The following is a 22491-nucleotide window of genomic DNA, read 5'->3' as shown; positions in this document are numbered from 1 at the left end:
TGCTTTCAGCCCTTCGTCACTTCAAACATCATGATATCGCTGGTAAAGGAGCCATCCAGCTGAATCGCGAAATGCTCCGCCACCTCTTGCGACACGCTTTGCTGCAGCGCGCGGATCGCGGTGACGAAATGCGCCGGGGTGCGCATGCGCGCCACCCAGCTGTCGAACTCCAGCATCAATCGATCCGACGTCACCTCACGCACCACCAGCCCGGCTTCGGTCAATAACGCCAGCCACTCGCCTGGCGCATAGTTGCGCACATGCGAGGTATCACGCAGCACTTCCACGGTTTGCAGGTAGATATCCAGCAGCGGATGCCCCGGCGAGACCACGTCCATAAAGATCGCTCTGCCGCCCGGTTTGAGCACCCGCCTGACCTCACGCAGCGCCTGGCCGACATCGTGCCAGTGGTGCGCCGAATAGCGGCTGATGACCAGATCGAAGCTGGCGTCCTCAAACGGCAAAGACTCCGCCACGCCTTGCTGCAGCTGAATGTTACCCAGGCCTTTTTCCGCCGCCGCCAGCTTCACCACCGCCAGCATTTGCGCCGACAGATCGTAGGCCACCACCTGCGCCACCCTGGCCGCCGCGGTGAAGCTGGCATGCCCGGCGCCGCAGCCCAAATCGAGCAGACGCGCGTCGGCATGCGGCGCCAGTAACTGCGCGAGGCGTTGCAAATCCTTGCCCTGCGCATGTACCGCGCTGGTTAAGTAGGCGTTGGCCTGCTCGCCGAACTGCCGGTCTACCGCGTTTTTGTGGCTGTTGCTGTTGCTCATGTTTGCTCCTGTTATTATCCGGCTTGCGCCTGTGCCTGAAGGCTTTTCGGCTACTATAATCAGGCTACTATACGGGTACAATATGAGCAGTTATCCTGGTATAAATAGGTACCACGCTATGTCATCAGAAGCCTTATCCGGGCCAAAAGCCCTCGGCGCATTTCTGCGCGCGCACCGCGAACGCATCACGCCGGAAATGATCGGCCTGCCTAGCTCTTCGCGCCGCCGCACCAGCGGCCTGCGCCGCGAAGAACTGGCGCAAATCAGCGGCATCAGCGCCACCTGGTATACCTGGATCGAACAGGGCCGCGAGGTGTCTATTTCCCCCTATACGCTGGCACGCATCGCCAAAGCGCTGCGGCTCGGCCCGGCCGAACGCCACTACCTGTTTACCCTGGCGCGCATCGCCGATCCCGAGCAGGAAGCGCACCGCGAAACCGCCAACGACGCGGTGCTGCAAAGCGTGCATCAGATGACGGTGCCCTGCTATCTACTGGACGTGACCTGGAACGTCGTCGCCTGGAACCCGCAGGCGTCGGCGCTGTTCCGCGGCTGGCTGGATGTGGCCAACAGCCCCAACCTGCTGCACTTCATGTTCTTCCACCCGTTGGCGAAAACGCTGGTCAGCGATTGGGAGGAACGCGCTCGCCGCGTGGTGGCCGAGTTTCGCGCCGAGACCAGCCATCATCAAAATACCGAAGAGATGCGCGCCTTCGTGCGCAACATGACGCACAACAGCGCGGACTTTAATCACTGGTGGAAGCAACATGACGTGATGGCGCGCGAAGGCGGCGAAAGAGCGTTCGAACATCCTCAGCAAGGCGCACTGCGCTATCGCCAACTCACCTTCCATCCGGCGGAGCACGCCGGTCTGAAGCTGGTGATGCTGATCCCGCTGCCGCAATTGGTAACAAATTCATAGGCAGGTTTACCCGCCATTTATTTATTGGTTCATGTAAACGCGCTAGGGTGATTGTTACCGATGATAGTCATCATCCAGCAACGTTATTTATCTCCCGAGGTACGCCTATGCAATCCGAAGAACAACGCCTTATCGATGGTCTGTTTGGCCGCCTGAAAGAAGCCGAGACCAAGACGGGCCCACGGGATCTCCAGGCAGAGCAGCAAATCAACCAGCATATTCGCGAGCAGCCTTCCGCCCCTTATTACATGGCGCAGGCGATGATCATTCAGGAAGCAGCGCTCAAGCAGATGGACCAGCGGGTCAAAGATCTGGAAGCCCAGGTCGCGCAGCTGCAGCAAACCGCCCACGGCCAGCAAAGCAGCGGCGGTTTCCTGGCCGGTCTGTTTGGCGGCGGCAGCCGCACGCCAAGCCCGCGCGAACAGTATCAGGCGCAGCAGCAAAATACGGCGGCCTGGAACAACGCGCAGCAACAGCCTCAGCAACCGGCCTATGCCCAACCGCAGCAGGCGGCGCCTTCACGTGCCGGCGGCTTCCTGGGCGGCGCCTTGCAAACGGCGGCGGGCGTCGCCGGCGGCGTGGTATTGGCCGACATGCTGACCGGCATGTTCCGCCATTCGCAGCCGCAGGAAATCGTGAATATTATCGAAGAAACCCCGGCGCCGCTGGACGACAGCGCGATGCGCAATTTCGACGCCTCCAACAACCTTGATACCTTCAACAACGGCGACGGTGGCAGCTTCCTGAACCAGGACAACGGCTTCCAGAACGCCAACTATCAGGACGACACGGACTACGCCGACGACGATTACAGCGACGACGACGACTCCTTCCTGTAATGCCCTCTCCCCCTCTCACCCGCAGAGGGGGATTTCCCGTTTCGCCAATCTGGTCTACAGTGAACACTGTTCATTTATCCAGCGGAGAGAAACGATGACAAGCTTTAATCCTTCCACCCCTTTCTTCAGCGAACGCCTGCAGATGCGCCCACCGGTAATGGCGGACCTCGCACGTTTCTACGCCATCTTTGGCGATCCGCAAACGCAGCGTTTCAATCCCGCCGGCCCACTCACCAGCGAAGCGCAGGCCGCATCGGCGCTGCACGAGAGGATTGCCGGGTGGCAACAACACGGTTACGGTTCCTGGGCGATCGCTCTGCGCGAACGGCCGGATTGGATTATCGGCTTTGGCGGATTGTCCCGGAAAGCGCTCGGGGCGCACCGCACCGTGAACCTCGGCTATCGCTTCGATACTCGCGTCTGGGGCATGGGATTGGCCACCGAGATGGCGCGGGCTTCGCTGCAATACGGTTTTGTCGGATTGGCGCTGGAGGAGATTTCCGCCATTGTACGTGCGGAGAATCAGGCCTCGTGGCGAGTATTGGAAAAGATCGGTTTACGGCGGGTGGATACGCTGGATGACGTGCCCGGCGCAGCGCCGAGCCTGGTGTATACGCTAAAGCGCGGCGACTATCAGGGTTGATCGTCGCTGATTTTGGCCAACGCCATGCGGTAAGATTTGACCTTCTGACGCTTTTTCAACCAGGTGGTGGTAGACACGATGAACACCGCGCCCGACATCGCCAACACGCCGGTCGGGTGGCCGTAAAACACCATCAAGGCAAAGTACACGGCGGAAACGATCGCCACCCATTTCGCCGTATTGCCCATGTCGTTCTTCTCCTGGGTCAAACGGCGGATGTGCTCTTCTTCACTGATTCCCATACGCGCTCCTTGTTGGCTGAACGTTCCATTATATGGAGCTGGAGTGTTGATATTTCAAGCGGTTGGATGGTAAAGAAGCGTAAAGCTCAGGCCGGCGGTTCCTGCCGCCGGGGCAGATAACGCCCGGGCTGATCGGTGCCCGGCAGGCCGGTGCCGTCGTTGCGGCCAAACAGCCGGTAGCGATTACCGGCGACCGCATCATAGACCTTGTCCGCCAGTCGCGGCGGCAGGTAACGCGCCAGCGCCAGTACGCGGTACGGCCATCCCACTTGACGCAGCGCCTGAAACAACGCCGCCGAACGTAGCCAACAGCGCCCCTGCTCAACATAGACCACGGAATCGAAACGATCGGTAGGCAATCCCAGCGCCTGCAGGATCGCCTGCCCTTCGGCGGATTGCACCGTCGCCAACAGAATGCGCCGCTGCCGATCGGCGCGAATAAGATACCTCACCAGCCCGTGACACAGATTACATTCGCCGTCGAACAACAGCGCGCGATCGCCGGGCTGGAGATAAGGCAGATGTGATAAAGGGGTCATCCCGCCTCCCGAAAAACGCTCGCCTTAGCCTAACGCGCCTAGCGCGCCCAGGCCAGAGCGGGATGACAGGGCGTGTTAAGGCGCGGGCGGTGCGTCAGGCACCGCCACTACCGCGACGCGTACCTCGTAATGTTTGGCGCTGCCCGCCGGGATCACCGCCGTCAGTTTGTTGATGGTTTCCACCGGATTGTCGCTGGCCGAGGTGGCGCAGAACAGCTCGCCGCCGTGGCAGAACCCCGGCTTGGGCGGGTGCCCGCCCGGGAAAGGCGGCATGCGCATCGGTTCACCCGCCACAGGCGGCAACGCTTTGGCCGCAGGCGCCTCGGGGGCCGACATCGCGCTCGCGCTGAATAACAGCGCCATGCCCATGCAGGGCAGCGCCAGGATCTTGATTGCTTGTTTCATTGAATTAGCCTCATTTGCCGGGTTCGGGATTACGCTACCCCGCCCCCGGCCCATGAGAAAGCCGCTTTTCGCTACCTTTTCGCCCCGCTACGTTTTGCTTACATCCCGCGTCTAACGTGATGAAAGGCGAAAGGTTGGGTAAAGGGCCGTCGCGTTACTTGCCGTTCGTCAGCGTGTTGTAGCTGGTCATCAGATTGCGGTAGTCCGGGATATGGTTGGAGAACAGCGCGCCCAGCCCTTCGATGTCATTGCGCCAGTCGCGGTGCAGCTCGCAGGCGACGCCGAACCAGGTCATCAACTGCGCGCCGGCGGCCTCCATGCGGCTCCAGGCCGACTGACGCGTCAACTCATTGAAGGTGCCGGAGGCGTCGGTCACCACAAAGACCTCGAAACCTTCATTGAGCGCCGACAGCGCCGGGAATGCCACGCACACTTCGGTTACTACGCCGGCGATGATCAGTTGCTTGCGGCCGGTGGCTTTTACTGCCTTGACGAAGTCGTCGTTGTCCCAGGCGTTGATCTGGCCAGGGCGAGGAATGAAGGGAGCATCGGGGAATTGGGCTTTCAGTTCCGGCACCAGCGGGCCGTTGGGGCCGTTTTCGAAACTGGTGGTAAGAATGGTCGGCAGGTTGAAGTATTTCGCTAAATCACCCAGCGCCAGAACGTTGTTTTTAAACCGATCGGGATCGATATCACGCACCAGCGAAAGCAGCCCTGCCTGATGATCCACCAGCAATACGGCGGCCTGGTCTTTGTCGAGGCGCTTGTAGTTTGCAGTCATGGTTTTACTCCTGTGGGGTTGATGTTGCGGATGAAACGCCCCGCCTGGCGGCGGGGCGTTGAGGTTTAAGTGTAGCGCCTGAGCCGGGGAACACGGCCCGCCCCAGGCGCCAAAGTTCAACCGGCGCTCGCTTCGGCGTTCATGCTGCCGAACTTGCCGCTGTTGAAATCGCGGAACGCCTGCTGGATTTCCGCGTCGCTGTTCATGACGAACGGGCCGTAGCCGACGATAGGCTCATCGATCGGTTCGCCGCTCAGCACCAGCAGTGCGACGTCATTGTTAGCTTCGATGGTGATCGAATCTCCCGCCCGGTCGAAACGCACCATTTGGGTTTCGCGCACCACGTCTTCGCCGTTGACCAGGATCGCACCGTGCAACATCACCAGCGCCAGCGTATGGCCTTCTTTCACCGTCAGCGTGGTGGTATGGCCGGCATTCAGCTTCATGTCCCACACGTTGAGCGGGCTGAAAGTGCGTGCCGGGCCGGCGTGGCCGCCAAAGTCACCGGCAATCACCCGCACCTGCCCGGCGCCGTCCGCCAGCGGAACCACCGGAATATCGGCGTTCAGCAGCGTCTGGTAACCCGGCTCGGCCATTTTGTCCTTGGCCGGCAGGTTAACCCACAGCTGCACCATTTCCATGGTGCCGCCCTTGCGCGAGAAGTCCCGAGAATGGAACTCTTCGTGCAGAATGCCGGAGGCGGCGGTCATCCACTGGACGTCGCCGGGGCCAATCACCCCACCGCTGCCGGTCGAGTCGCGGTGTTCCACTTCGCCCTGATAGACGATGGTCACCGTTTCAAACCCGCGATGCGGGTGCTGACCCACGCCACGAGTGCCGGAGGCGGAGCGGAATTTGGTGGGCGCTGCGTGATCCAGCAGCAGGAACGGGCTCATTTCCGCCCCCAAATCGTTATAAGAGAACAGCGAATTCACCAGGAAACCGTTACCGACCCAATGTGCTTCCGGGCTGTTGTGAATACCGAGGATTTTTTTCATCTTGAACTCCCGTTTCAGACCTCACGGCCTTAAGTTGATGTCAGAAGTTTAATCCGCCGGGGTTTGCTGCAGTAGTAGGCAAGATGTACACTCAGCGTTCTACTGATAGAACGATAAGGGATGCGATGCTGACCGATCTGAACGACCTGTTTTTCTTCGCCAGCGTGGTCGATCACCAGGGATTCGCCCCCGCCGGCCGGGCGCTGGGCATTCCCAAATCCAAGCTCAGCCGCCGCGTGGCGCTGCTGGAAGAGCGGTTGGGCGTGCGCCTGATCCAGCGCTCGACGCGGCGCTTCTCGGTGACCGAGCTCGGCCAAACCTATTACGCGCACTGCAAGGCGATGCTGGTGGAAGCGGAAGCGGCGCAGCAGGCGATCGAGCAGACCCGCGCCGAGCCCTGCGGCACGGTGCGCATGTCCTGCCCGGTGGCGATCCTGCACACTCGCGTCGGCAGCATGGTGGCGACCTTTATGGCCGATTATCCCAAGGTGACGGTGCATCTGGAGGCCACCAACCGCCGGGTGGACGTGGTGGGGGAAGGGTTGGATCTGGCGATCCGCGTGCGGCCGCCGCCGCTGGAAGACAGCGATCTGGTGCTGAAGATCCTGGCGCAGCGCACCTGGTGCGTCGCCGCCAGCCCGGCGCTGGTGCGCACCCTCGGGCCGGCGCAAACGCCGGAAGACCTGCGTAAATACCCGACGCTCGATCTCGGCCCGGCGCGCGCTCAGCACCAATGGCGGCTGACCGGCCCGCAGGGTGAACGGGTGGAGTGGGAACACACGCCGCGGCTGGTCACCGACGACATGCTGATGCTGCGTACCGCCGCCATCGCCGGCGCCGGCATCGTTCAGCTACCGGCGATGATGATGCGCGACGACATGCTGCGCGGCGAGCTGGTGCAACTGTTGCCGGGCTGGCAGCCACAGGGCGGCGTGGTGCACGCAGTCTACCCGTCGCGCCGCGGCCTGCTGCCGGCAGTGCGGCTGCTGCTCGACTATCTGGGGGAGCAGTTCGCCAGCATTGAAGAAGAGTGATCAGGCGGTGATTTCGATCGCGTTGCCATCCGGATCGCGAATGACGGCCTCGTAGAAGCCGTCGCCGGTCCAGCGCGGCGCGGACAGCAAAATGCCCTCCTGCTGTGCGCGCTGCGCCAACCGATCGACCTGCCGCTCATCCCCCAGCGACAGCGCGATGTGCGCCCAACCGACCCGCTCCTCCTGCGCCTGCGCCGGCAGCAACGTCGGCACGCACATGATCTCCAGCGACGGCCCGGCCGCCAGTCTGACGAAGCGGGAAACGAACCCCGGCCGGTTGCGGCTGACATACTCCTCCCCCGCTTCACCGTTGAAATAACGCTGCCAGAACGCCAGCTGCGCGTCGATGTCATGGGTCCACAGGGCAACATGGGCTATTTTCATCATCATTCTCCGATCGATAAATCGCTGTGCCAGATCTGGCCGCCGCCTTGCGCCACCTGCAACTCAAGCTGCGGGTGCGCGCCGCGCGCCGTCACCAGATGATCTACCCGCCCGGCGGGCAGGAAGGGGTAAGGGGCATAGGTATTGAGTTTGTCGCGGGTGCACAGCACCGCCACGCTGCCGGCGCGCGTCAGTAAGCGCTTTTTGAACGTGGCGTCCTGATAGCTCAATGCGGAAAAGCCACCGGCCGGGTCGTATGCGCAGATGCCGGTGAACACCAGATCGAAATGGAACCCGTCTATCTCTTCCGCCGCCTTGGCGTCCACGCAGCCGCCGACCTGCGCATCCAGTTCGCCGCCGATCAGGATGGTGCGGATCCCCGGCCGTTCCAGCATTTTGCCGGCGATGCTCAACGCATTAGTTACCACCGTCAAACGCCGATCGCGTGGCAACAGCTCTGCCAGATACAGGTGGGAGCTGCCGGCATCGAGGAAGATCAGCTGTTCTTCGCCGATCACCCCCAGCGCGGTCTGCGCCAACGCCAGCTTCTCATCGCCGCTGAGGGCAATGCGCGCCGTCATGGGGCCTTCGGCCGGGGTCGGCGCCAGCGCACCGCCATAGATGCGTTTGCACAGGTTCTGCGCCGCCAACTGGCGCAGATCGCGGCGGATGGTCGCTTCGGTGGTATTCAGCCGCTGCGCCATCTCCAGGGCCAGCACCCGCCCCTGTTGGCGAAGCGTGTCGAGAATGGCCTGATGGCGCTCATTGGGTAACAGTTTGGACATCGCGGGGATCCGGTGGCGCTAAAGTGATCATAAATGTACACAAACGTACATAATCGAACAATCACTTTTTTGGTAACACTCGAGCGGCAGTGCTCGTCTAGACTGAAAGTGACATCACCAATAAGGGATTATGACGCGATGACCTCCGCCGTGCTTTATACGCTGTTTCCCGCCGCAGCCACCGTCGTCGGCGCAGCGGTGGCGCTCTATCGCCGCCCCGGTGACGCCGCAATGCGCGTCATCCATCACTTTACCGCCGGCATCGTTTTCGCCGCCGCCGCCACCGAAATCCTGCCCGATCTCAAGCAGCAGTCGCCTGTGGCGGTGTTGCTGGGCGGCGCTGCGGGGGTGCTGTTAATGCTGCTGGTTCGGCGGCTGGGTGAAAAAGCACAGGGGCCGGTCGGTTTTATCGCCGCGGTCGGCGTCGATATCTTTATCGATGGGCTGGTGCTGGGCATTGCCTTCGCGGCCGGCGCCAAAGCCGGCCTGCTGTTGACGCTGGCGTTAACGCTGGAAGTGCTGTTCCTCGGATTATCGATCGTCGGCGATTTGAAAGACTTTCTCGGCAGGCGGCTGCGTGCCATGGCGGCGATAGTCGGCCTGGCGCTGCTGCTGCCCATCGGTGGCCTGCTGGGGGCGCCGGTGGCCATGCTGGGCACATTTTGGCTGACCGCCTTTTTGGCCTTTGGCCTGATCGCCCTGCTCTACCTGGTGACCGAGGAGTTGCTGGTCGAAGCGCATGAGGGCGGGAAAGAGACATCGTTCGCCACCGCGATGTTCTTTGCCGGCTTCCTGCTGCTGTTGTTGCTAGAGGAAGGTTTGGGGTAAAAAAACGGGAATTTCATGGCGTATGCCGCCCGATGGCAACGCTTTGGCTATACTGTGGCAAGCGAAGTTACCGCAGACGTAACGGCTTGGGCGTAAAGGGAAAACGATGTTATTGACGATCGCAAGGTGGCTGTTTCAACTCCCCGGGAAGCTGTTCGGGCTGATTTTTAAAAATCGCCTGAGGATATTTTTGTTCTTCATGCTGGTCGCCATCGCGGTGCTCGGCGCCAAGCGCTATCTGCGCGCCCACCAGTATGACGATGAATTCAGCCTCGCCGCCCCCGCCGATTACAACCGCGCAATAAAGCGCGAAATGCCGCTGCGCGAAGCGCGTGAACAGTGCGGTGGGCCGTTGCACGACAATGCCGGCCAGCCGTGGCCCGCCTCAGCCGGTTATCTGCATCAGCCGACCAGGCTGCCCGCGACCGGTCTGCATCGGCTGACGCTGGATAATCAGGACAACGATTTCGCGGTGCTGGTCAAGCTGGAAACGCCGGCGGCGCCGCAGCAGCTGGCGGAAGTCTTTATTCCGCCCGCTGGCAGCTTCGAGGTAAAAATCAATGCGGACGCGGAACACGTGATGAAAATCAAGAACATCAAGACCGGCTGCATGTTCCGCTCCCGGCCGTTTAACCTGGATAAACAGCGCGATTGGCGCATGCCGCTGACGCTACAGAAGGACGGCAGCCTGCAGCTGCAATCTATAGGCGATCGCCAATTCTGATCGGGCGCCGGGCAGAAAGAGCCGGCGCCGCATAGGGTTACTTTTTCACCGGATGATCGCGGCGGAACAGTTCCCAGCTTTCAATTTCCTGCCCACTCGGCAAGGTACAGGTGGAATACTGGCCTGCCGCATTCTCTTTGGCGTTCAGCTTGCCGCCGATTTTGGTGCAATACACGTCGGCCGGGTTCGCCATGCCGATCGGTTTCACCTGCGGCGGTGGTGGCGCCTCGTTGGATTTCACGGAACACCCCTGCAACATCGTCATCCCTGCCAGCAGGGAAAGCATCAACGTTTTTTTCATTTTTTCAGCTTATGCAAAAACGAACGGCGGAGCGCTCCGCCGTTCGCTCATCATGAAATAAAGGATTTGCCCTGTTTCAGCACCAGATCGCAGGCTTTTTGCTTCACCTTCTCGGTGATCTGCGAGGTGCCCAGGCTGTTCAGATCCAGACTCTTGCCTTCGCCGGTCTGCAGCAAGCCGCCCAGGCCCTGCTGATAATCCTGGCTCTTGGCGTTTTCGGTGCTGGTGATGCCCAGCTTGCTGAGCAGCTGATCTTTCACCCCTTCGGCGCCGTTAGCCGACAGCACGTTGTTTTTCACGCAGTACTGCAGGATACCGGCGGCATTGGTCATGCTGCTGGAGCTCAGCGCCTTGTCGCCGCCGTTCAGCAGACCGGTCAACGAGGAGAGTGACATGCCGCTGCTGCTATCGCCGCCCGACTTGCTCAGTTCACCCGCCGCGCTGCTGAGGGAATCCATCAGCCCGGCGGCCTGGGAGGCACCGCTGGCCAGGGTAGCGGACAGCGCCAAGGCCAGCAGTAAACGATGTTTGGTGATCATAGTGGTGAAACTCCTGTAATAACGGCATGCGATCGGCGCAGCGCGCCGGGATACCCTTCCGACGCCGCCGGCGGCGACAAGTTCCTTTTATCTCGCCACCGCGCCATTTTTCGGAATTCAGGAAATTTAGAACTGCCAGCGCAGCCAGGCGAAGAACACGTTGCCGTTGTTATAGGTACCGGGAATGTAGGTCGCCTGGAACGTCAGCCGCTGATAGCCGATAGAGGCCAGCGGCAGCGGCGCCGGAATAGGGATGTATTTCCAGTTGTCGCGCGCGGTGACGCTGGCGGTGAAGCCCAGCCCCAGGCGGAAATCCTTGTCATCCAGCGGGCGCCAGATCTTCTCGTAGGCGTAACCACCGATCGGCTCCCATTTGTTGAAGGAGTCCTTGAACGCCATGATGTAGATGCCGTGCCAGTCACCGTCGCTGTCGTAGCGGGAGATGCCGTAACCGGCGCCCCACGGGCGCTCGTTGTACTTATCGATATGTTCATCATCGTAAGTCCAACGGTTGTGCCAGGTGATGGCCGGGATATAGAGATCGTGGTTAGGCGAGTTGTTCCAGGTCTCCGCCACGTTATCGGTAAAACGCTGCCATAGACCCGGTTTTTCAGCCTGTGCGGTATTGCCACTTTCTGTACCAACCTCAGCGTAAGAAGGCAGTGCAGGAAATATCAACGCCAGAGAACATGCCAAAAGAGTCCGTTTGAGAAACATCGTAAAGCTCCTGTAAAAATACGGCCGCAGATTCTTACCGATAGCCCAGGCAAGATCAAGCTGTATCTAATTTATCCAACGCCCGTTGTGCTTTGGTTAAGTTTAGCACCGGAATATTCCCAATAATTTTTAACAGGTTGCACCGGTTCCCCCTATGCTATCGCCTTTAGGAGGGCAAAACCGTGGGAAAAGTCCGCTTTGTCGTTCGCTACTCGCGGGCCAGGTGCTTGACCAATACATCGACATCGAGGCGGTTCACAAATTCCAGAGAATATGAGGAATAGAGGCCGAACAGGCGGTTTTGGTGCCCGACCACCACCAGATCGATGCCGGCCTGATGAATGAAATCGCTCACGTCCTTAAAGCGCCGGATGGTGACGATTTCCTTGACCGCAACCGGCGCCTCGACGGCGCTCACCAGCCGGCTCAGCATCGCCTTGGCGGCGATCACCTCCTGCGCCTGGCGATCTTTGACCAGCGCATCGCTGCCGTACTCCAGCTCGGCGTAGTCGGCGTTAAGGTGGCCGACGGTGAGGGCGATCGGCAGCCCGCGCACCATCGCCACCGTTTGACGCAGCAACGGCAGCCCGTCACGCTCATCATGAATCAGTACCAGAATATGTCGATAGCTTTTCATCGCAGTTCCCCCCACAGACCAGTACCGCTGGGACATCATCCCCTCTGATAGGTATACGTCATCTGCGCGCACGTAGAGAAAAGTTTACGTATCACTTCCTACGGAATGTGATGGCCACCACGTTATATTAATGCCCGTGACGGCACATTTTAGCGCCGGCCCGACGTGGCGCGCACTACAGTGCCCGTAAAGTAAAGCTGACGAAAAAAGGCGGACAAAAAACGATCGTTGTTAATTTTTTGTTTTTGATTGGTTACAAGGTGGTTTCATGAAATAAGCGTGCGGCGGATCACCAAAATCCCCCTTTACGCCAGGTTCTGCTTTTCTTTCCCAGGCAAAAAGCGTTACGCCACCCGATGGGATTTAACGCGGCGTCAAAAGTACCGGATGATTCACCCTGCATCACGATAAATGCCAATGCGCCGCCGCTTCTCTAGCGATATACCGACAATGAAAAATACCGTCTCTTTCCAATATCCAATACCCCTACTTTTTATGTATTACTCAATCGCGTAAAGCGCCGAATACAAACCGCCTATTCACCAGCCGCCCCCCTTATCTTGAACAAGCTGAGACTTTAAATAACTGTTAATGCTAACGACACAACATCGCCAGCAATTTATTTTTGCTGATTTTCGCCTGACAAAATAAAGATAAATAATCCGGAGCAATCAATGAAAATAACTATCGGGTCATTCATTCTGCAACAGCTTCACGCCCTGAACGTCGATCGTATTTATGGCGTGCCCGGCGACTATAACCTCAGCCTGCTGGAGCTGCTGGAAAACGACGAGCGGCTGGCGTTTGTCGGCAACTGCAATGAATTGAACGCCTCCTACGCCGCCGACGGTTACGCCCGCATGAAAGGCGCCGGCGCGCTGATCGTCACCTACGGCGTCGGCGATCTGGCCGCGCTGTCCGGCATCGCCGGGGCCTATGCCGAATCTTCGCCGGTTATCTGCATCGCCGGCACGCCGCCGCTGCATGCGATGAAGAATCATCAGCTCTTGCACCATACCCTGGGCGATGGGAATTTCGACAACGTCATGAACTGCTTTAAACAATTCACCGTCGCTCAGGCTCTGATCACGCCGGAAAATGCCGCACAAGAAATACCACGCGTTATTTCCCGCGCCTGGATAGAGAAGAAACCGGTGTATTTACAGCTGCCGTCGGATATTTGCGATGTGGAAATTGAAATCGCCGCGGCGGCGACGGCACCGCAATTGCCGGCCAGCGATAAATACAATGTGCAATTAGCGGCGATGGCGCTGTTAACCAAAATCAAACGCGCACAGCGCCCAATCATGTTGGTCGATCAAATGGTGGATCGCTACCAGTTGCAGCAGTTGGTCATCGCGGTCGCTCACCGCTTCGCCATTCCGCTGACCAATATGCCCACCGCCAAATGCATTATCCCGGAAAACACCGCCGGTTGGATGGGCGGCTACAGCGGCAATCTGTCGCGCCCCGAACTGTATGAACACATGGCCCACTCGGACTGCGTGCTGAGCTTCGGCGTACGTCTGGTAGACTCCACCACCGGCTATTTCTCGCAGCAAATTCCCGCCGCCGCTCAGGTGGATATTCAGCCGTTTTCGATGAAACTGGACAACACCTCCTACCCAGCGGTAGCGACGGCGGATCTGCTGCAGGCACTGCTGGATCTGAGCGAAGACGCGCCGGCGCAGCGTTTATCACCGCTGGCAGATCCCCGTGAGAAGCTGGCGACGCCGAGCGACGCGCCTATCGACCAGGCCTATCTGTGGCGACGCATCCAACGCTTCATCCAGGCGGATGACGTGGTAGTGGTGGAAAACGGCACCTCAGGCGCGGCCATCGGCGGCATGCGCATGCCAGGGGGCGTCAAGGTGGTCAACCAACCGATTTGGGGCTCGATCGGTTATACCCTGCCGGCGCTGCTCGGCACCCTGATGGCGGCGCCGGAGCGCCGCCACCTGCTGTTCATCGGCGACGGCTCCTTCCAGCTCACCGCGCAGGAAGTGTCTACCCTGCTGCGCTGCGAGCAAAAGCCGATCATCTTCCTGATCAACAACGACGGCTACACCATTGAACGCTATATCCTCGGCGAAAACTCGTCTTACAACGACATCAGCCCGTGGGACTACGCCAAACTGCCGGCGGTATTGAATACCCAGGCGCAGCCGTTCAGCGTGGCGGTGGAAACCACGCAACAGCTGGAAATGGCCCTGGAACACGCCTCGCGGCAGGATCGGCTGGCGTTTATCGAGGTGAAAGTGCCGATGATGGACACGCCACCGGTGATGAAAGAGTTCTGTAACCGCTGCAACAGCTTTAACTTTGGCCTGACCAACCCGCGTCGCAGCGCCTGATGCGCGATCGCGCCGCCGGTGGTTCAGGAAACCGGCGGCGTTTTTTTATGCCGTTACCCGCCGGCGCGCGCCATGCAGCGCTGGCGGCGTTCGTCCACCCGCTTGGCGAACCAGGCGGTGGTCAGCTTGCGGGTGATTTTCGGGCTCTCCAACTGGATACCCGGCAGCATCTCACGCGGCAGCTTGCCGCCCGCCAGCGCATAGACCTTCTTATACAGCTCGGTGTCGGCAAAGCCGGCCGTGTCGCCTTTCTCCAGCGCCCGGCGAATGGCGCTGTCGCTCATGTTCAGGCGCTTGCCGAGCGTGCGCACCGCCAGCTCGGTCGAACCGGGCTTGTCGCTGCCGAAATCGATAAGATCGCCGTCCAGCGCCAGCGGAATGGCGCTCGCCCGGCTGACCGCGTTTTGGAACGCCGCGTTGCGGCTGGCGTACCAGCCGGCGTTGAAGTCGGCGAAGCGGTAAATCGGCCGGCTGTAATCGGCCGGGTACCCCAGCAAATGCATAATGCCGAAGTACATACCGCCGCGCCGGCTGAAAACTTCGCGGCGAATCGAGCCGTCGACCGGATAAGGGTACCCTTTGGCGTGCACCTCGGCGAAGGCGATGCTCACCTGCATCGGGCCGCCGGTATGTACCGGATTTAAATGGCCGAACAGCTTCTGCCCCATCGGCACGCGGTCGATCATGTCATCGAAGATATCGCTCAGATCCTTCTCGGTGCGCACCTTATCCAGCCGCTCGCTGTAGCTCTGGCCGTTCGACGACGAAATCTTCAATGCGGTGTGCACCAAAAAGTTCGGGATGTGCATCTGATCGGCGCGGCGGTCGATCTCCTTCCAAGCGATCTTCGGCAGCCCCGGCACCTGCGGGTTAGCCTGGAACGTCGACTCCTGTTCGGTCACCGCCAGCACCGAACACAGGTTCTCATCGCTCGGCTCGATGCCCTGCGCGGCGAAGGCGGCGGTAATATCGGTAGCCCAGCCCTGCCGATCGCCGGCGTTAGCCGGGATCAGCGTCATCAGTCGGGCTTTGACGTCGGCGGGGCGCGCCGCCGGTGCCGTGGTGGTGGTTTTGCTGGTACAGCCCGCCAGCGCCAGCAGCGCGGCCAGGCTTAGCAAACGGAAGGGCATCGGGTGGAATAAACGAAGTATCGGCATCTTTTCCCTGAACGTGATGACATGAACAGCACTGAAATTAGCCCAGCCGCCGCGCACAATCCAGTATAAATATACCCGTTCCGCCGCACAGGTGGGCCGGGAAATACCCAACAACGCAGGGAGAACAAAATGATCGAACTCAAAGAAATGACGGCGCAGGAACTGGATCACTACCGTAAATACGGGGTAAAGGCTTACGCAGACGATTTGGCGCGTTCGTTTCAGCTCAGCCAGGAACACGCGTTGATCGAGGCCGAAGCCAATTTCAAACGAGGGCTGGCGATGCCCGGCCAACGGTTGGTATGCGCGAGGCTGCCGAATGTCGAGGACAGCATCGCCACCGTCTGGTACGCCATTGAGCAACGAACCTTCGGTAAGCAGCTGTTTATCTATGATTTTGAAGTGACGCACGCCTGGCGTGGCAAAGGCTATGGCGAGCGGGTACTAAACGCGGTGCTGGACGCGGCGAGAGCACAGGGGGCGGAATATGCCGAACTGACGGTGTTCAACGATAATCCGACGGCCGCGCGCCTGTATTCCAAGTTAGGTTTCGATGCGGTCACCACCCGTATGCGCCGCCGTTTGTAGCAATAGGTTTGCGAAGCTCGGGATTTTCAAATGACGAATAAAGATGTATTTTATATGCATCATATAAATCACTTTGCTTGCCCAGCCAAAGGAGCCCCCTATGGAGCAGCAGCTGCTTTGCTATAAAACCCTGCCGGAATGGAACAGCGACACGCTGCCGGCGGCCTTCCGCCAGCGCCACAACACCCAGAGCGGCACCTGGGCGAAGCTCACCGTACTGAGCGGCAGCCTGACGTTCGCCATGATGACCGAAGACGGCGCCACCACCGAGACCTGGCAGTTCAGCCCCGAAAGCCAGCCGCCGTTTATCGCACCGCAGCAGTGGCATCGCATCGTTTCCTTTTCGGACGACATGACCTGCCGGCTGGCGTTTTACTGCACGCCGGAAGATTACTACCACAAGAAATACGAACTGACGCGCACCCACTCCGAAGTGATCGAAGCGGCGGCGCGCATCGCGCCGGGCAAGGCGCTGGATCTGGGCTGCGGCGGCGGGCGCAATTCGCTCTATCTCAATCTGAAAGGTTTCGACGTCACCGCCTGGGACAAACACGCGCCGTCGATAGCCCGCCTCAATCAGATCGTCGACGCCGAGCAGCTGACCCGCCTGAGTGCCGGGGTGCAGGATCTCAATACCCATCGCTTCAGCGGCGACTACGACTTCATCCTGTCCACCGTGGTAATGATGTTCCTCGAGCGGCAGCAGATCCCGCCTATCGTGCAAAACATGCAGGACAGCACCTTGCGCGGCGGCCATAACCTGATCGTGGCGGCGATGGATACCGAGGATTATCCCTGCCCGCTGCCGTTCCCGTTCACCTTCAGCCCGGGTGAGCTGAAGCATTATTATCGCGACTGGGAGATCCTCAAATACAACGAGGACGTCGGCCAACTGCACAAGACTGACGCCAACGGCAACCGCATCTCGCTGCGCTTCGCCACCCTGCTAGCGCGCAAGCTATAGCGCGTCGTGAAAGATCACCCCCAGCGTGTGGCGTTGGCCGTCGCGTATCCGGCTGACGCCGTGGCGCAGATTGACCCGATAGTAGCCTTTCACTCCCGCCACCGGCCGATGATGCACGGCGAACACCACGGCGTCGCCCTGCTGCAGCGGCACCACCTCCGGCCGGCTCTGCATCCGCGGCCGCTGTTCGGTCAGTACGAATTCGCCGCCGGTGAAATCCCGCTCGGGGGCGGAGAGCAAAAATGCCACCTGCAGCGGAAACACCCGCTCGCCGTACAGATCCTGATGCAGGCAGTTGTAATCTCCCGCTTCGTAACGCAACAGCAGCGGCGTCGGCCGCCGTTGGCCGGCCCGGTGACATTCGGCCAGGTAAACCTCATGGTCGGCGGGATAACGCGCTGCCAGACCCAATAAGGCGTTCCAACGGTTGGCCACCGGCGCCAGCCGCGCATACATCAGGCTGCGCGCTTCGGCCACCGGCGACGGCAGCGGATAGGTGAAATAGCGGTACTCGCCGCGGCCAAAACCGTGCTTCTCCATCACGACGCGGCTGCGGAAGTGCGCATCCTGCGGGTAGAGCGCCGCCAGCTCGCGGCACAGCTCTTGGCTGAGCACGCTGGGCAACCGCGCGCAACCCTGCGCATCGAGTTCGCGCTCGATGGCCGCCCAGTCCAATTCGGCCAGCCGCGCCGCCAGCGCGCCGCTCATCGCTGCGCCTCTTTTTCCAGCAAGGCTTTCTTGCGCTCGACGCCCCAGCGATAGCCGGACAAGGCGCCGTCGTTGCGCACCACCCGGTGACAGGGGATCGCCACCGCCAGCACGTTGGCGGCGCAGGCACCGGCCACCGCGCGCACCGCTTTGGGCGCCCCGATGCGCCGAGCGATATCGGCATAGCTGACGGTTTCGCCGACCGGTATCGCCTGCAGCGCCTGCCAGACCCGCTGTTGAAACGCGGTGCCGCGAATATCCAGCGGCAGCGCCAAGCCGTTCTCCGGCGCTTCAATCAGGCCCACCACCTGCGCCATCAGCGCTTCATACTGCGCGTCGCCGCCGATCAGCTCGGCATGGGGAAATTTGTCCTGCAAATCCTGCACCAGCTGCTGTGCATCGTCCCCCAGCAGAATGGCGCAGATGCCTACCTCGCTCTGCGCCGCCAGGATCTCGCCCAGCGAACAGTGCCCGACGGCGAAATGAATGCGCATGCCTTTGCCACCCGCTCGGTAGGCCTTCGGCGTCATGCCCAGCGCGGCGTTGGCTTGTTGGTAGAAGCGGCCGTTGGCGCCATAGCCGGCGTCGAAGATCGCGTCGGTCACCGTTTCCTGCTGCGTAAGGCCGGTGCGCAAGCGTTGGCTGCGCTGCGCGTCGGCGTAGCCTTTCGGCGTCAGGCCGGTGATCGCTTTGAACAGCCGGTGGAAATGGTATTGGCTCAACCCGACGTGGCGCGCCAGCGTCTGCAGCGACGGCGCTTTCTCCGCCCGTTCGATATAGCGGCAGGCCTCGGCTATCTGCCGCGCATGCTGTTCCGTCAACGGCGTCAGCCCCTGGCGGCAGCGTTTGCAGGGCCGATAACCCGCCGCTTCCGCCTGTTCGGCATCGTCGAACAGCTCCACGTTTTGCCGATTCGGCTGACGTGACGGGCAAGAAGGCGAGCAATACACGCCGGTGGTTTTCACCGCGTAGATAAAGCGGCCGTCGGCGTGCTTGTCGCGGCTGACGATCGCCAGCCAGCGCGGATCGGCGCTGTCGATTACGTTTTTCATCATCCGTTCCTCACTGCGGTTTCGATGTTAACCAGCATAGTGACGGGCCGTTGGCGAAACACGCCGACTCTTGCTTTTTAATTCGGCGCCGACGTTTTCAACAATGTTTCGACAATTTTTAACCAACAACATGAAGTTTATTACGTTGCCAACCTGGTTGCACGGCGTTAGGATCGCGGCCGGTCACGGTCGTGGCCAGTGTTTTTGCCTGTTAGTTGCGCGCATGGAGAGGTTATTGTGTTAGAGAGTTTTGGCGTCCTGAATTTATGGACCTATTTGGCCGGGGTGGTCTTCATCATCATTCTGCCGGGGCCGAATACGCTGTACGTGCTGAAAACCGGCATATCGCGCGGCGTGCGCGCCGGCTATACCGCCGCGCTGGGCGTGTTTATCGGCGATGCGATCCTGATCTTCTGCGCCTATATCGGCGTGGCGTCGCTGATCCGCACCACGCCGTTCCTGTTTACCCTGGTGCGTTTTCTCGGCGCAATTTACCTGCTGTTCCTCGGCGCAAAAATCCTCTACGCCACCTTCGTGCAGAAGGCGCAGGCGCAACAGCAGCAGATTGAGGGCGGCCACAGCATTCTGCGAAAATCGCTGACGCTGAGCCTGACCAACCCGAAGGCGATCCTGTTTTACGTGTCGTTCTTCGTGCAGTTCATCGATTTCAACTATGCGCACACTGGGCTGTCGTTCACCATTTTGGCGCTGATCCTCGAAGCCGTCAGCTTTATCTACATGAGCACGCTGATCTTCTCCGGCGCGATGCTGGCGCATTTCTTCAATCACAAGAAAGGCCTGGCGAAGCTCGGCAACGGCCTGATCGGCCTGCTGTTCCTTGGTTTCGCCACCCGTCTGGCGACCCTGAGCTCGTGATCCCTCCCGGCCGGCGCCCGCCGGCCGCGGTTTACCCTTCCGTCACGGCAAAATGACACGCAGGACAAACCGAATGTCAGGCAGACCAAAGCCGCCGCTTTCCCGCTGATCTAGACTTGCAGGGTTAACGATAACCTGATGAGCCTGATCGGAGGATGTATGTCTGACAATACCGTAGCCGTGCTGGATAGCGTATCGCGTTTTCTCGATCGTCAGCATGGGCTGTATATCGACGGCCAGTGGCGCGCGTCCGCCGCGGAAGGCCGCCTGGCGGTGTATAACCCCGCCAATGGGCAGCAGATCGCCACCACCGCCGACGCCAATGAACACGACGTCGCACTGGCGGTGCAGTCCGCCCACAAAGCCTTCAGCGAAGGCGTCTGGGCGCAGCGTCTGCCGGTCGAGCGCGAGCGTATCCTGCTGCGCTTCGCCGATCTGGTGGAGCAGCACGCCGAGGAGCTGGCGCAGCTCGAAACCCTGGAGCAGGGCAAATCCATCAACATCGCCCGCGCTTTCGAAGTCGGCAGCACCCTGAACTGGATGCGTTACACCGCCGGGCTGGCGACCAAAATCACCGGTCAAACGCTGGACGTCTCTATTCCGATGCCGCCGGGCGCCAAATATCAGGTTTATACCCGTAAAGAGCCGATCGGCGTGGTCGCCGGCATCGTGCCCTGGAACTTCCCGCTGATGATCGGCATGTGGAAAGTGATGCCGGCGCTGGCCGCGGGCTGCTCCATCGTCATCAAGCCGTCGGAAACCACCCCGCTCACCCTGCTGCGCATCGCCGAGCTGGCGAGCGAAGCCGGCGTGCCGCCGGGCGTGTTCAACGTGGTCACCGGCCGCGGCACCGTGTGCGGCAAAGCGCTGACCGAACATCCACTGATCGCCAAAGTCAGCTTTACCGGCTCCACCCCGGTGGGCAAAAGCATCGCGCGCGCGGCGGCGGATCGCCTGACCCGCGTGACGCTGGAGCTGGGCGGCAAAAACCCGGCCATCGTGCTGAAAGATGCCGATCCGCAGCAGGTGATCGAAGGCCTGATGCTTGGCAGCTTCCTCAATCAGGGGCAGGTATGCGCCGCCAGCTCGCGAATTTATATTGAAGCGCCGATTTATGATCGGTTGGTGGCCGGATTCGAACAGGCGGTGAAATCGCTGTCGGTCGGGCCGGGGATGGATACCGGCGCGCAAATCAACCCGCTGGTGTCGCTCGCGCACCGCAACAAGGTGGCGGCCTACCTGGACGACGCCCGGGCGAAAAACGCTGAGCTTATCGGCGGCGCGGCCGGGCCGGACGCCAACGGCTTCTACATTCCGCCAACGCTGGTGATCAACCCGGACGATCGGCTGAACCTGACGCGCGAGGAAGTGTTCGGCCCGGTGGTCAACCTGATTCGGGTGGCGAGCGCCGAAGAGGCGCTGAGCAAGGCCAACGACACCGACTTCGGGCTGACCGCCAGCCTGTGGACCACCAGCCTGCAGCAGGCGATGGCGCTGACGCCGCGCATTCAGGCCGGCACCGTGTGGGTCAACACCCATACGCTGATCGACCCGAACATGCCGTTCGGCGGGTTCAAACAGTCGGGCAGCGGCCGTGACTTCGGCCCGGATTGGCTGGATGCCTACACCGAATCGAAATCGGTCTGCATCCGCTATTGAGTGAAGCGGCGCGGGCCTGGCCCGCGCCCTGACTTACTGATACTGCCGACGGTATTCGCTCGGCGACATGCCGAAACGCTGCTTGAAAGCGGTCGAGAAATGGCTGTGATCGGTGAAACCCCAGTCGAGGCCGACGCCGGCCAGTTTTTCCTGCCCGGCGGCGCTGCGCAGCGCCTGCGCGCACAGATCCAGCCTGCGGTTCCTGATGTACTGCGCCACCACCAGCCCCTGACGGGCGAACACCCGATACAGACTGCGTAACGACACCCCCAACTCGGCCGCCACCCACTCAGGGCGCAGCTGCGCCGACTGAATATGCCTGTCGATCAATGCCAGCGCCTTGTCAAAGACCGGTTGCTGCCCCTCCGGCCGCGCCTGCTCGAGCGCCAGAGCCGGGCGCAGCAGCGCCGCCAGCGCATTCAGCACCGCCTCGCTTTCCGCCGCGGCAAGCTGAGGATCCTGCATGCTGCTCAGCACCAGCTGGCGGCTGAGGCGCACCGCGCTGAGCTCGGCTCCCAGACGCTGAGCGCAAGGCGGCGGCAGCGGCAAGCAGCCGCGCGGCAATAACAGGGAGATTTGGCGCGAATCGCGCTGGAAAGTGAAACTGCTGGGCTGTGAGGCATCGATCAGCGTCATGTCGCCGGGAGAGAGCACCGTTTGGCGATCGCCCTGCTCCATCAACGCGCTGCCGCGCAGCTGGATGACGGTGAAAAAGTGCGCACCGTCGCTGCGGGCAATTTCACGCGGCGTGCGGTACAGCCGAGCCTGGGACACATCGACCACGCTCAGGCGCAGGGCATGGGCACGAAACTCCTGCATCGCCCCGCTGAAGCCGGGCCCCAACGTTTTCGCGCAGAATCGGCCGCAGGCGGTGTTGATTTTCCCCAGCCACTCTTCGAAGCCGACGTCCCGGAGCGTTGCCAATGCCGTCATGATCTCTCCCTTCAAACAGCAGCGGTGCTGCGCCGTTGAACAGAAAAACACCATAACAATCCGTTAACACACAATCAATGGCGAGCGGGGGATTTGGCGCCGCGAT

27 protein-coding genes are annotated in these 22491 nt (G+C 60.8%); 11 read left to right on the top strand and 16 right to left on the bottom strand.

Features of this window, described 5'->3' with window-relative positions; translation table 11 throughout:
• Positions 1-5: 5 nt before the first annotated feature.
• Positions 6-776, bottom strand: coding sequence for a class I SAM-dependent methyltransferase (locus tag ACMGGW_RS03210; RefSeq protein ID WP_193402555.1), 771 nt, complete (start codon positions 774-776; stop codon positions 6-8).
• 118 nt (positions 777-894) lie between these two features.
• Between ACMGGW_RS03210 and ACMGGW_RS03205 the strand changes: the two genes are divergently transcribed.
• From ACMGGW_RS03205 to ACMGGW_RS03195, 3 genes are all read left to right on the top strand, one after another.
• Positions 895-1698 carry a helix-turn-helix domain-containing protein gene (locus ACMGGW_RS03205; protein ID WP_197832328.1) on the top strand — a complete coding sequence of 268 codons (804 nt, stop codon included), beginning with the start codon at positions 895-897 and terminating at the stop codon, positions 1696-1698.
• A gap of 107 nt (positions 1699-1805) precedes the next feature.
• Positions 1806-2537, top strand: a complete 732-nt coding sequence (locus ACMGGW_RS03200; RefSeq protein WP_025301709.1) for a DUF2076 domain-containing protein — start codon at positions 1806-1808, stop codon at positions 2535-2537.
• A 94-nt stretch (positions 2538-2631) separates the two neighbouring features.
• Positions 2632-3180 carry a GNAT family N-acetyltransferase gene (locus tag ACMGGW_RS03195; protein WP_060447659.1) on the top strand — a complete coding sequence of 183 codons (549 nt, stop codon included), beginning with the start codon at positions 2632-2634 and terminating at the stop codon, positions 3178-3180.
• Here ACMGGW_RS03195 and ACMGGW_RS03190 read toward each other — a convergent pair.
• The 5 genes from ACMGGW_RS03190 to ACMGGW_RS03170 form a co-directional block, all read right to left on the bottom strand.
• Positions 3171-3422 (bottom strand): hypothetical protein, encoded by a 252-nt coding sequence (locus tag ACMGGW_RS03190; protein ID WP_025301707.1) that lies wholly within the window; start codon positions 3420-3422, stop codon positions 3171-3173. The genes ACMGGW_RS03195 and ACMGGW_RS03190 overlap by 10 nt on opposite strands.
• Before the next feature lie 86 nt (positions 3423-3508).
• The gene (locus tag ACMGGW_RS03185) at positions 3509-3961 is read right to left on the bottom strand and encodes a thiol-disulfide oxidoreductase DCC family protein (protein ID WP_025301706.1); all 453 of its coding nucleotides are present in this window, start codon (positions 3959-3961) and stop codon (positions 3509-3511) included.
• A gap of 75 nt (positions 3962-4036) precedes the next feature.
• Entirely contained in the window at positions 4037-4366 is a 330-nt protein-coding gene (locus ACMGGW_RS03180) for a hypothetical protein (RefSeq protein WP_043135582.1), read from the bottom strand.
• 154 nt (positions 4367-4520) lie between these two features.
• Entirely contained in the window at positions 4521-5147 is a 627-nt protein-coding gene (gene ycaC / locus ACMGGW_RS03175) for an isochorismate family cysteine hydrolase YcaC (RefSeq protein ID WP_025301704.1), read from the bottom strand.
• Positions 5148-5263: 116 nt separating this feature from the next.
• The gene (locus ACMGGW_RS03170) at positions 5264-6145 is read right to left on the bottom strand and encodes a pirin family protein (RefSeq protein ID WP_016928920.1); all 882 of its coding nucleotides are present in this window, start codon (positions 6143-6145) and stop codon (positions 5264-5266) included.
• 125 nt (positions 6146-6270) lie between these two features.
• Between ACMGGW_RS03170 and ACMGGW_RS03165 the strand changes: the two genes are divergently transcribed.
• Positions 6271-7179 (top strand): LysR family transcriptional regulator, encoded by a 909-nt coding sequence (locus ACMGGW_RS03165; RefSeq protein WP_025301703.1) that lies wholly within the window; start codon positions 6271-6273, stop codon positions 7177-7179.
• On the opposite strand, the gene ACMGGW_RS03160 is transcribed toward ACMGGW_RS03165, so the two are convergent.
• Positions 7180-7563 carry a VOC family protein gene (locus ACMGGW_RS03160; protein WP_089180581.1) on the bottom strand — a complete coding sequence of 128 codons (384 nt, stop codon included), beginning with the start codon at positions 7561-7563 and terminating at the stop codon, positions 7180-7182.
• Between the two features lie 2 nt (positions 7564-7565).
• Positions 7566-8348, bottom strand: coding sequence for a DeoR/GlpR family DNA-binding transcription regulator (locus ACMGGW_RS03155; protein ID WP_043135576.1), 783 nt, complete (start codon positions 8346-8348; stop codon positions 7566-7568).
• Positions 8349-8486: 138 nt separating this feature from the next.
• Here ACMGGW_RS03155 and ACMGGW_RS03150 point away from each other — a divergent pair, with 138 nt between their 5' ends.
• Both ACMGGW_RS03150 and ACMGGW_RS03145 read left to right on the top strand, forming a co-directional pair.
• Complete coding sequence (locus tag ACMGGW_RS03150; protein WP_197832329.1) at positions 8487-9176, top strand: transporter; 690 nt, start codon at positions 8487-8489, stop codon at positions 9174-9176.
• A gap of 106 nt (positions 9177-9282) precedes the next feature.
• On the top strand, positions 9283-9900 hold the full coding sequence (locus tag ACMGGW_RS03145; RefSeq protein WP_099817530.1) for a hypothetical protein: 618 nt from the start codon (positions 9283-9285) through the stop codon (positions 9898-9900).
• Between the two features lie 37 nt (positions 9901-9937).
• On the opposite strand, the gene ACMGGW_RS03140 is transcribed toward ACMGGW_RS03145, so the two are convergent.
• From ACMGGW_RS03140 to ACMGGW_RS03125, 4 genes are all read right to left on the bottom strand, one after another.
• Positions 9938-10201, bottom strand: a complete 264-nt coding sequence (locus ACMGGW_RS03140; protein WP_043135572.1) for a DUF333 domain-containing protein — start codon at positions 10199-10201, stop codon at positions 9938-9940.
• A 50-nt stretch (positions 10202-10251) separates the two neighbouring features.
• The gene (locus ACMGGW_RS03135; protein WP_043135570.1) at positions 10252-10740 is read right to left on the bottom strand and encodes a DUF2501 domain-containing protein; all 489 of its coding nucleotides are present in this window, start codon (positions 10738-10740) and stop codon (positions 10252-10254) included.
• Between the two features lie 126 nt (positions 10741-10866).
• Positions 10867-11457: a lipid IV(A) palmitoyltransferase PagP gene (gene pagP, locus ACMGGW_RS03130; protein WP_025301698.1), complete on the bottom strand. Its 591-nt coding sequence runs from the start codon at positions 11455-11457 to the stop codon at positions 10867-10869.
• A gap of 208 nt (positions 11458-11665) precedes the next feature.
• Entirely contained in the window at positions 11666-12094 is a 429-nt protein-coding gene (locus ACMGGW_RS03125; RefSeq protein ID WP_025301697.1) for a universal stress protein, read from the bottom strand.
• Positions 12095-12768: 674 nt separating this feature from the next.
• On the opposite strand from ACMGGW_RS03125, the gene ACMGGW_RS03120 reads away from it, so the two are divergent.
• Positions 12769-14448, top strand: a complete 1680-nt coding sequence (locus ACMGGW_RS03120) for an alpha-keto acid decarboxylase family protein (protein ID WP_049206230.1) — start codon at positions 12769-12771, stop codon at positions 14446-14448.
• A gap of 53 nt (positions 14449-14501) precedes the next feature.
• On the opposite strand, the gene ACMGGW_RS03115 is transcribed toward ACMGGW_RS03120, so the two are convergent.
• On the bottom strand, positions 14502-15605 hold the full coding sequence (locus ACMGGW_RS03115; protein ID WP_025301695.1) for a DUF1615 domain-containing protein: 1104 nt from the start codon (positions 15603-15605) through the stop codon (positions 14502-14504).
• A gap of 129 nt (positions 15606-15734) precedes the next feature.
• Between ACMGGW_RS03115 and ACMGGW_RS03110 the strand changes: the two genes are divergently transcribed.
• Together ACMGGW_RS03110 and tehB are read left to right on the top strand one after the other, a co-directional pair.
• On the top strand, positions 15735-16193 hold the full coding sequence (locus ACMGGW_RS03110) for a GNAT family N-acetyltransferase (RefSeq protein WP_025301694.1): 459 nt from the start codon (positions 15735-15737) through the stop codon (positions 16191-16193).
• A gap of 100 nt (positions 16194-16293) precedes the next feature.
• On the top strand, positions 16294-17157 hold the full coding sequence (gene tehB, locus ACMGGW_RS03105; RefSeq protein WP_197832330.1) for an SAM-dependent methyltransferase TehB: 864 nt from the start codon (positions 16294-16296) through the stop codon (positions 17155-17157).
• Here tehB and ACMGGW_RS03100 read toward each other — a convergent pair.
• Entirely contained in the window at positions 17152-17865 is a 714-nt protein-coding gene (locus ACMGGW_RS03100; RefSeq protein WP_151429032.1) for a 2OG-Fe(II) oxygenase, read from the bottom strand. The two genes, tehB and ACMGGW_RS03100, sit on opposite strands and share 6 nt — an antisense overlap.
• The gene (ada, locus tag ACMGGW_RS03095) at positions 17862-18917 is read right to left on the bottom strand and encodes a bifunctional DNA-binding transcriptional regulator/O6-methylguanine-DNA methyltransferase Ada (RefSeq protein WP_127146290.1); all 1056 of its coding nucleotides are present in this window, start codon (positions 18915-18917) and stop codon (positions 17862-17864) included. Before ada ends, ACMGGW_RS03100 begins: the two co-directional genes overlap by 4 nt.
• A 237-nt stretch (positions 18918-19154) precedes the next feature.
• Here ada and leuE point away from each other — a divergent pair, with 237 nt between their 5' ends.
• Both leuE and ACMGGW_RS03085 read left to right on the top strand, forming a co-directional pair.
• A complete protein-coding gene (gene leuE, locus ACMGGW_RS03090) occupies positions 19155-19793 on the top strand; it encodes a leucine efflux protein LeuE (protein ID WP_004940625.1) in 639 nt (212 codons plus the stop codon).
• A gap of 159 nt (positions 19794-19952) precedes the next feature.
• Entirely contained in the window at positions 19953-21452 is a 1500-nt protein-coding gene (locus tag ACMGGW_RS03085) for an aldehyde dehydrogenase family protein (RefSeq protein WP_016928934.1), read from the top strand.
• A 33-nt stretch (positions 21453-21485) separates the two neighbouring features.
• Here the strand turns inward: ACMGGW_RS03085 and feaR are convergent, their stop codons facing one another.
• The gene (feaR, locus tag ACMGGW_RS03080; RefSeq protein WP_049206237.1) at positions 21486-22385 is read right to left on the bottom strand and encodes a transcriptional regulator FeaR; all 900 of its coding nucleotides are present in this window, start codon (positions 22383-22385) and stop codon (positions 21486-21488) included.
• Positions 22386-22491 lie beyond the last annotated feature (106 nt).

This window comes from Serratia sp. BNK-4 (assembly GCF_048685115.1).
In the GTDB taxonomy this organism is placed as follows: Bacteria; Pseudomonadota; Gammaproteobacteria; order Enterobacterales; family Enterobacteriaceae; genus Serratia; species Serratia bockelmannii.
The sequence above is the reverse complement of the archived record's forward strand: the minus strand, read 5'-3'. Positions and strand labels throughout refer to the sequence as shown.